Annotated in this window: 8 protein-coding genes; 2 read left to right on the top strand and 6 right to left on the bottom strand. The window is 43.7% G+C overall.

Annotation, left to right across the window (positions count from 1 at the left end; all coding sequences use genetic code 11):
• Positions 1 to 179: 179 nt before the first annotated feature.
• Complete coding sequence (locus ACT3TU_RS12895; RefSeq protein ID WP_192528736.1) at positions 180 to 602, bottom strand: hypothetical protein; 423 nt, start codon at positions 600 to 602, stop codon at positions 180 to 182.
• A 295-nt stretch (positions 603 to 897) separates the two neighbouring features.
• Between ACT3TU_RS12895 and ACT3TU_RS12900 the strand changes: the two genes are divergently transcribed.
• On the top strand, positions 898 to 1,455 hold the full coding sequence (locus ACT3TU_RS12900) for a superoxide dismutase family protein (protein WP_192524377.1): 558 nt from the start codon (positions 898 to 900) through the stop codon (positions 1,453 to 1,455).
• Between the two features lie 151 nt (positions 1,456 to 1,606).
• On the opposite strand, the gene topA is transcribed toward ACT3TU_RS12900, so the two are convergent.
• Positions 1,607 to 4,264, bottom strand: a complete 2,658-nt coding sequence (gene topA, locus ACT3TU_RS12905; protein WP_192528737.1) for a type I DNA topoisomerase — start codon at positions 4,262 to 4,264, stop codon at positions 1,607 to 1,609.
• A 266-nt stretch (positions 4,265 to 4,530) separates the two neighbouring features.
• A complete protein-coding gene (locus tag ACT3TU_RS12910; RefSeq protein ID WP_192524496.1) occupies positions 4,531 to 5,133 on the bottom strand; it encodes a hypothetical protein in 603 nt (200 codons plus the stop codon).
• 270 nt (positions 5,134 to 5,403) lie between these two features.
• Here ACT3TU_RS12910 and ACT3TU_RS12915 point away from each other — a divergent pair, with 270 nt between their 5' ends.
• Positions 5,404 to 5,943, top strand: coding sequence for a DUF2799 domain-containing protein (locus ACT3TU_RS12915; protein WP_192524497.1), 540 nt, complete (start codon positions 5,404 to 5,406; stop codon positions 5,941 to 5,943).
• A gap of 366 nt (positions 5,944 to 6,309) precedes the next feature.
• Here the strand turns inward: ACT3TU_RS12915 and ACT3TU_RS12920 are convergent, their stop codons facing one another.
• From ACT3TU_RS12920 to ACT3TU_RS12930, 3 genes are all read right to left on the bottom strand, one after another.
• A complete protein-coding gene (locus ACT3TU_RS12920) occupies positions 6,310 to 6,711 on the bottom strand; it encodes an ExbD/TolR family protein (protein ID WP_192524498.1) in 402 nt (133 codons plus the stop codon).
• Between the two features lie 118 nt (positions 6,712 to 6,829).
• Positions 6,830 to 7,519, bottom strand: a complete 690-nt coding sequence (locus ACT3TU_RS12925) for a MotA/TolQ/ExbB proton channel family protein (protein WP_192528738.1) — start codon at positions 7,517 to 7,519, stop codon at positions 6,830 to 6,832.
• Between the two features lie 84 nt (positions 7,520 to 7,603).
• The gene (locus ACT3TU_RS12930) at positions 7,604 to 8,569 is read right to left on the bottom strand and encodes an energy transducer TonB (protein WP_192528739.1); all 966 of its coding nucleotides are present in this window, start codon (positions 8,567 to 8,569) and stop codon (positions 7,604 to 7,606) included.
• Positions 8,570 to 8,878 lie beyond the last annotated feature (309 nt).

Raw genomic sequence — 8,878 nt, forward strand, 5'->3', positions numbered from 1 at the left:
TTTTTTATTTTGAATATTTCTGATGATAGATATAGTCTATTTACTTTAAAACCGATACAGTACCGCTGGGATGTATTTTGCGCAGCCTATGTCAGCGTAGACACAGCACGCTAGTGAAATTTATACCAGTAGCACGATAGTTTTAAAGTCTCAATGTTATTTCGAACTGACTATAGTGCTTACTTAATCGTCACCGTCATATAATATGGCTTTGGCGTATTACCTTCGCGGGCTTGATTGCGTGGTTGTAACACACGAATGGTATGCTCGCCTGTCTTATCCAATGCCACCGTCTCAGTACTAATATCTGGCGAATTGGTGCCATAAAGTACAGGATATAAGTCGTTGCTACCGACGATTGTCGCGCTTACTTTTTGACCTTTTTTGGCATAAAACTGATATTCACAGAATTTATCGCCTTTAATAGCACCGGCACGATTGACATCATAGCTGCCCTTTGCCATGCGCAGCTCTTTGACACCGCAATCGGCATTATAGTGCAAATCGCCTGTTTGTGATGCGGCTTGCGCCGTCATGGTACCCGCGCTCATCATACCTAAAACTAATACTGTGCTTCCTGCTAATTTAGTCAATGTACTCATATAAAACCTCACATAAATTATTATTAAAATTCTAATTATAGAAACTGATATCTCTTACCACTGCTATTTTGCATTACCGCTCACCGATTCATCGTTTTATTTCGTCATCTTATCTTATCATCGCGTTATGTTAACTTAAGCAAATGTTAAGCTCATCTAATTATATGTTTTATATAGGACTTACATATATTAACGCTTTGTTGCGCTTTTAATGAATATCTAGCGATACAGCTTAGCTATACTAGTGGCGAGATTAAGAAAACTCGTTAAATTCTAAATACAAATGGAGATAATAATGAATAAGACAATGCTTGCAAGTGCTTTATTATGTGGTTCAGCGTTAGCAATGACTGGCTGTCAGACAGTAGAGGGCCAAATGCAAACGGGCAATCCACTTAACCAACCCACATTAAAATCAACCATTAATGCGGTCGATGGCAAAAAAAGTGAAGTGGGTCAAGTTTTTCTACGTCCAGTTGATGGCGGTGTACAAGTTTACGGTAAGCTCATGAATTTGCAGCCGGGTAAGACTGTATCACTACATATCCATGAAACGGGCAGCTGCGATGCTATGGGTAAAGCGGCAGGTGGTCATTTCAACCCAGACAACAATCCTCATTCTAACCCAGATGACATGGATGGCCATGCTGGTGATCTGCCTAACCTAACCGCCAACGACGATGGCGTGGCTACGATCAACTATGTGAATAAAAAAATCTCTGCCGCTGAAGGTGGTAAATATAGTGTCAACCGCCTAGCCTTTATCGTTCATGGCGGCGTTGATGACTATACCAGCCAGCCAGCAGGTGATTCAGGCGATCGCGTCGCTTGTGGTATCATTAAAAAAAGCTAATAACGTTTAAGTTTAATACTATTAATTAGTTACACAAGTAGCTAGCCACACAAAAAAACCTCTTAGAGTCTAAGAGGTTTTTTTGTGGCTTAAAGCAATGTTTATCGTATAAACAACAAACCTTTAATAGAAAGTCTAAAGGTAAAGGAGTTTACGACTCTTCTACCCACTCGCCTTTACGCCAATACACTCCCCAACGCGATGCTTTACCGTTCTTTTCAGAGCCGATATATTGCTCTTTTTTCTTCCGTGACCAACGCAGTATTGTTGGATTACCATCAGGGTCTTCATCTGGGCCTTCAAACAAATACTGGAATTTATCTTCCATTTTATCTTTAATCTGTCTCAGCTCAGCCAACTTTGGTGCCCGTGTTTCGCGTACTTTTGGAAACTTAGACGCCGCTAAGAACATGCCTGCGGCCCCTTCACGCAAGATAAAGTAATCATCGTGCTTGGTCGATTTTAGCTCTGGCATATGGATTGGATCCATACGCGGCGGCGCTGCTTCACCCGTTTTGAGCACTTTACGTGTGTTGTCACATTTCTGACAAGCGAAGTACGGTCCAAAACGTCCAGTCTTTAGCTCCATCTGCCCATCACACTTATTACAATCGATGGTTGGGGCATCTGAGCCTGGGACTTCAAACTTACCTTCTTCTAAAATGTAGCCATCGCAATCAGGATTATTACCACAAACATGTAGCTTGAGGCCGCCATCGACGATATAACCATTCATTGCCGTACCACATTTCGGGCAGCGTTTTTTCTCCATCAAGTCTCTGACTTCGGCCGCATCATCATCGCCTTCGGCGTCGTCAAGATTGGCAAACGCTTCGACTGGCATTAAGTTTTTGGTACCTTTACAGCGCTCCTTCGGTGGTAAGTTATAACCGGTACAGCCCAAGAATACACCCGTTGAACCAGTACGCAGCTGCATCGGACGATCACAAAGATCGCAATGTACGTCTGGGACATCGGTTGGGTCATTGGGGCGCATGCCGTCTTTTTCTTTAGCGCGATCGAGGGTAGTTTTAAAATCACCGTAGAAGTTATCGAGGACATCTTTCCAGTCCGTATCGCCTTCAGCGACATGGTCAAGCTTATCCTCAAGCGCGGCGGTAAAGGTATAATCCATCAAGTCTGGAAAGCTTGCCGTCAGTCTATCGGTGACGATATCGCCCATTTTTTCAGCAAATAAGCGCTTGTTTTCAAGCTTCACATAACCACGGTCTTGAATAGTCGAGATAATAGATGCATAGGTCGATGGACGACCGATACCTTTTTTCTCAAGCTCTTTGACCAAGCTTGCCTCGGTATAGCGCGGTGGCGGCTTGGTAAAGTGTTGGCTCGGATCTAGCTTATCAAGCGTTAACTTATCGCCTTTTTTGACGTCAGGTAATAAAGTATCGTCGGTCTTAGCGGGTGGCATAACCTTAGTAAAGCCATCAAACACCAGGGTACGACCGCGGGCTTTTAGCTCAACGTCATTGGCACTGACGAATAGATTCACTGACAGGTATTTAGCTGGCAGCATCTGACAAGCAACAAACTGACGCCAAATCAGCTCATACAAACGTATCGCGTCACGCTCAACCCCTTTCAACTGGGTTGACTTCATATTGACGTTAGAAGGACGAACCGCCTCATGCGCCTCTTGTGCGCCTTGCTTGTTGCCGTAGAAGTTTGGTTTTTCTGGCACATATTTTTCGCCGTAGCTGTCTTCGATATAACCACGTACCGCAGCTAACGCATCACCGGACAAAAAGGTAGAGTCGGTACGCATATAAGTAATATGACCCGCTTCGTACAATCGCTGGGCTAAAATCATGGTCTTTTTAACAGAAAATCCCAACCGTGTGCTGGCGGCTTGTTGCAGAGTCGAGGTAATAAAAGGCGCACTTGGACGAGATTGCGTTGGTTTCTCTTCACGCTCTTTAACGATAAAGTCATTTGTGTTAAGAACTTCTAGGACTTTATCGGTCTGTTCTTTATTGACCAGCTTAAGCGTTTTGCCGCCTTGTTTAGTGGCTTCTAAACGAATCGCGATTTGCTCAGCGTCCTTTTTGCTACTGGCAACGTGAGTATCCGCATGAATCTGCCAGTATTCTTCGGGGATAAAGGCACGAATCTCATGTTCTCTTTCTACGACCAAGCGCATGGCAACCGATTGCACACGCCCCGCAGATAGACCACGAGCGACTTTTTGCCATAGCAGCGGCGATACCATAAAACCAACCACACGGTCTAAAAAGCGCCTTGCCTGCTGGGCATTGACGCGATCAATATCGAGTTTGGAGGGCTGCTTAAAGGCGTTTTGAATGGCAGATTTGGTAATCTCGTTAAAGACCACGCGCTCATATTTACTGTCCGCGCCGCCAATCACTTCTTTGAGATGCCAAGCAATAGCTTCCCCTTCTCTATCCATATCCGTTGCGAGATAGATTTTGTCAGCGTCTTTGGCTAAGGCTTTGAGCTCTTTGATGACCTTGGTTTTATTTGGCAATACTTCATAGACTGCCGCCCAATTATGTTCAGGGTCGACGCCCATACGCCGTACCAATGCTTGCTGGGTTTTTTCTTCTTTGGTCAGACTCTCATCTTTTTTGGTTGCTGCTGGTTTTTTGGCGCTCTTGCTCGCACCAACGGGTAAATCTCGAACATGACCGATACTTGAACGGACAACGAAATCATCACCAAGGTATTTATTAATCGTTTTTGCCTTGGCGGGTGATTCTACAATCACTAAAGACTTGCCTTTTGGATTGCCAGCAGCGGATGCTGGTTTTTTTTTGGTTGTAGTTTTTGCCATGTGTGACGACACCATAATAAGTAAATTAAAGTAAGGATACATTCGGCAGCACGGCAATTTATAGTAATTAGCTATAATTGCTCAGCGAATTATTGTAGTGGTAGCTGCCGATAAAAAGCGGTTATAAAACAAGCAATAACTATAAGACAAAAAATCAGTTATAAAGACGTTACACTGCTAAGCGTTAAACTGTCAACTGCAAATGACTGAGAGTATGCCAAAAGTACTTGCATATTACACATTAATGGAGATTAAAAAACAATTTACTAGCTCTTGGGCTTTTTATGCACCTCTATAGCCCATTGCTCAAGCTTTTCTTTTAACGCCAATAAATCTTCTTCAATCAGTTTCTTCTGATAAGTAGGATTGGTTGACGGACGTACATAAGCGATATCTTCCCAATAAATGACGATGCTATTTGCCTTGGTCCATAGGCCTTTGACAAACGGCTCGATACTAACTGGCAAATCCAATGGCATTTTATCCAAACTAAAATCAATCTTTTTTACAGCCGTATTGCTATTGTTTTGACTAGGCCGAGTGATACTTGGGATAGTGAGTTTGACGTCGTCTCTCTTGGTATCGATAAAACTTCTGTCTGGTCGCCACTGCCCATCGATCACTTGATAGCGCGTATGCGGCAACTTCGTATCTTCTAGCACCAAGCAGTACTGGCCCATCATCCCGCGACCATATTCATTGTCCTTCCCCTTAACCCAATCAGGACAGGTGACGAGTTTTGGGTTCAACTGCAACCGACGCGCGGTCATGCGCAGCTTATCCAAACGCTGATCAATACCGCTAGGTTTGAGCGCCATCATACTCCCTAATACGAATAGTACAATGATAACGCCAATCAATGTTCCCATGATGGTCTGGCCTTTTAACTAAATGAAGGGGTGGCGAATAGACGACGAGTATACCGTTACTTATAATGAGCACGAACCATTAAAAATCAAGCAGCAAAATCTCACAACCACTGGATAGCCAGTTGAACGGCTCATAACGACATGCCTATTTATAGTGGCAGATCAAACACTTAGCTCAATTAGACATAGTCACAATAACAAGATACAAAAAGTCGTGCGCCTAAAAAGGTGCTATGATAAACCATAACTTTAGACGCGCGCAGGTTTATTATGAATAATATTATTAAGCGAAACTCATCGGCCGCTAATTTTGCTAATAAACTGGCCAATAAAGCCACGAGTAAATCCAGCATTGCTCTATCACTAATGGGTGCGGCTTTATTTACCTTATCAGGCTGTGCAACCACCCAAAGCCTAACGCCGCAGCAATGTCAAAGCAGTAACTGGCAAGAAGTGGGCTATGCCGACGGTATCCGTGGTCGCTCAGGCGCGTATTTCGGTCAGTATGCTAATCAATGTGCCAGCGTAGTCGGCGCTACGCCAAACCGTATTCAATGGGAGCAAGGCCGACAGCAAGGGCTAAAAAACTATTGTACCGAGCTCAATGCTTATAAGCTCGGCCGTGAAGGTTATGATTGGCAGCCTGTTTGTCCTCTCGAAGGTATTGAGAAGCTAGAAGAAGCTTATTCGCAAGGACGCTACTATTATATTCGTCAGCGCGACCTTGACTATCTACGCTCGCCTTATCCATTTGGTTATGGCCCTGGACGTTTCGGTTACGGCCATCGCCCACTTGGCTATGGTTGGTAATGGTTACCTATAATCAGCTCAAAACAGAAGTAGTACGGTTCAATTAACGTGTTATTAAAATAGCTCCAACATATACAAGCCGTATTACGGCTCGATGTCTTTAAAGGTTAAGACTACATTAAAATAAAGGAAACCTCACAAGGTTGCCCATGTGAGGCTGGAGAAAGTTTATTATTTTAATGATTCTTCTTATTGTGTTGGCTATTTTTCTATTAATAGGCTTGCTGGTTTTAGCGGTAAGTTTAATCATATAAAGCAGTTATAAAAGGTATAAATATCAACATATAAATGCCACGAGTTAGCCGATACCTTTTATGTATCTTATGTATCACAAATAGGTATCACAAAAATGCTTTATTAACAAAGCTATTCATTAACAAAGGATATTTTGGTCAATCCGGCGTGACTGGCTGCTGCCAATACTTGCGCGACCGTATCGTACTTGCCTTCTTTATCCGCACTCAATTGTACTGAAGGGTCTTTGTTTTCAGCGCTTTGCTGTTGTAGACGCTGCTCTAACTCCTCCATACTAATCGGATCACTGTCCCAAAATATTCCTGCGTCTTTATCAATGCTAATTTGAATGGCTTCTGGTGGCGGCTCATTTACCTCGGCACTGGTCTTTGGCAGGTTTAATGGTACCGTTGGATTCAACACAGTCGCCGTCAATAAAAATATAATCATCAATACCAGCATGATATCGATAAGCGGAATGAGGTTCATCTCACTCATGCTTTGACTGTCATCATCACCCAATTGAAATGCCATAATTACTCTCAATACGTTTCGTTATAATCATTGCCGTTAGTGCGTTTTAACCGGCCTCAGAGGCGCCTTTTTGGATTTCAAAACATTATTAATAAATAACATTCTCAATAAACAGCGCTTATAGCTGCGATGTTGCTGATTTATTATAATGTTCTGACGCTTGAGCAGTTTGTCTATCTGAGTTTATCGTTGTCGCTGATTGAGCTTGGGTAGCCGTAGTACCGTGCTGCATTGATAGTTGCTGTGCGGCGGCAAGCTCGGTTGATTGCGCCAATAAATCATGCGCTCTGTCATTGGCGTGGTACATCACACGGCGATTGATACGTACGGCAAGGTTATAAAACACCACCGCTGGAATCGCCACTGCAATACCAAGACCTGTCATAATCAGCGCCTCACCAACCGGCCCTGCCACTTGTCCCAAGCCTGCTTGTCCCGTCGTGCCAATATTATGCAGCGCATGAAAGATACCCCACACCGTCCCAAATAGACCAATAAATGGCGCAATCGCCGCGGTCGTGCCGAGAATTGGTAGTCCGCGCTCACTGGCAAAGCGATAGCGACCGATATGTTTGAGTAAAGTCTGCTCTATCACCAAACGACGTGTCGCTGTATCCGACTCTATTAACTCTGCTTGTTTAGCCTGAATTTTCTGGCTCAAGTCATCGGCGACATTGGCAGCCAATTTACGGCTTTGTAGTATCCGTATGATACCGGTTACCCAAGAGAAAATAGATAAGGCGAGTAGCAAAAAGAACAGGGTTCTGGTCACCATATCGCTATATTGCCAGTAGGTTGTAAAGTCCATATCAGACTCCTTAATGTGATGTTTTATGACTTGTCATTTATGGTTTGCAACAGTAGCGCAATTCAGTTATTTATTGTCATATCTTTATGGAACGGGATAATCGATTGGCAGTGTGACATTACCGACAACTGGCACACCATTTTCTGTAAAGGGTTTAAATTTACCAGAGCGTACTTGACGTTTTGCTTCTGTATCCAAGCCCGTGTTTCCAGACGATTGAGCAACACGTACACTATCGATACCGCCTTGTTTATTCACTCTCAATATCAGCACAACTTTGAGCATATCACCTGAACGTGCTCTACGAGCCGCACGACTAGGAAAGCTAAAGTTGGGGGCAGAAGCCCAGTTAGCAGCGCTGGCCGTAAAGTTAACAGGCTGATTACTCACGGCAGCGGCAGCTTTAGCCTCCGCATCAGCTTTTGCTTGAGCAGCGACTTCTTCGGCTTGTTTTGCCGCAGCGGCTTTTTTAGCAGCCTCTTTCGCAGCTTTAGCATTGGCGTCAACTAATGCTTGCGCCTCTCTAGCTGCTTTAGCATCAGCAGCTGCTTGCGCTTCTCGTTCTGCTTGCGCCGCCTTTTCAGCTTGCGCTGCTTTTTCTGCCTGCGCGGCTATGATACGGCGGCGTTCATCAGCAGTTTCCTTATCAAGATTAGGCTGTTTTTTCTCTGGTGGCTCGTTTTCTACTTTCTTTTCTGTAGGTTTTTTCTGCGGTGGTTTCTCGTTCTGAACCGTTGGTTTCTTCTCTTTTACCACTGGCTTCTCTTGCTTAACAACTACAGGTTTTGGTTTTGGCTTAGGCTCTGATTTTGGCTGTGGTTTACTTTTTGGCACTACTTCTACCTCAGCATCCACACTCTCGGCAGGTTCAGTAGGTAACGTCACCATCTCTATCTCGATAGGTGGCGTGTCTTTTTCTGGCTCGACTTTTATCTCAGCCGGTTTTATCGCCACCAATGCTACTGCCGTGAGCACGTGTAGCGTCACCACTATGATAATAGCAATGAGTATTGACCTAAGTGGTGGCGCGTCTAAATCCGTTGAACTCATAACAGCCTAACTTTTATTTTAACCGGAGTAGAATAGCGTAGATGATAATGCAAACGATAATTATTATCAATAATAAATTTACAATAATTTCTTTACTTAACAAAATATTTACAGCTCTATTGTAAGGTCATTCACCTTCAGGTTTAACAAACCTTTATTATATAGCTGATTCACCTTAAAACCGATACGAGTGCTACTGGATTAAAATTTTCGTAGCCCCTGTCACGTTTACGAACAGCAAGCAAGAAAAATTGATAACCGTAGTACGTGGTTACCAACGTCTCGATTTTATATAGAACTGCCTATATA

It is taken from the genome of Psychrobacter sp. AOP3-A1-26, from assembly GCF_052378235.1.
Classification (GTDB): Bacteria; Pseudomonadota; Gammaproteobacteria; order Pseudomonadales; family Moraxellaceae; genus Psychrobacter.

Bases quoted from the DNA above. Each gene is read 5' to 3' on its own strand.
- ACT3TU_RS12895 (WP_192528736.1), bottom strand. From the start codon at position 602: ATGAGTACATTGACTAAATTAGCAGGAAGCACAGTATTAGTTTTAGGT.
- ACT3TU_RS12900 (WP_192524377.1), top strand. From the start codon at position 898: ATGAATAAGACAATGCTTGCAAGTGCTTTATTATGTGGTTCAGCGTTA.
- topA (WP_192528737.1), bottom strand. From the start codon at position 4,264: ATGGCAAAAACTACAACCAAAAAAAAACCAGCATCCGCTGCTGGCAAT.
- ACT3TU_RS12910 (WP_192524496.1), bottom strand. From the start codon at position 5,133: ATGGGAACATTGATTGGCGTTATCATTGTACTATTCGTATTAGGGAGT.
- ACT3TU_RS12915 (WP_192524497.1), top strand. From the start codon at position 5,404: ATGAATAATATTATTAAGCGAAACTCATCGGCCGCTAATTTTGCTAAT.
- ACT3TU_RS12920 (WP_192524498.1), bottom strand. From the start codon at position 6,711: ATGGCATTTCAATTGGGTGATGATGACAGTCAAAGCATGAGTGAGATG.
- ACT3TU_RS12925 (WP_192528738.1), bottom strand. From the start codon at position 7,519: ATGGACTTTACAACCTACTGGCAATATAGCGATATGGTGACCAGAACC.
- ACT3TU_RS12930 (WP_192528739.1), bottom strand. From the start codon at position 8,569: ATGAGTTCAACGGATTTAGACGCGCCACCACTTAGGTCAATACTCATT.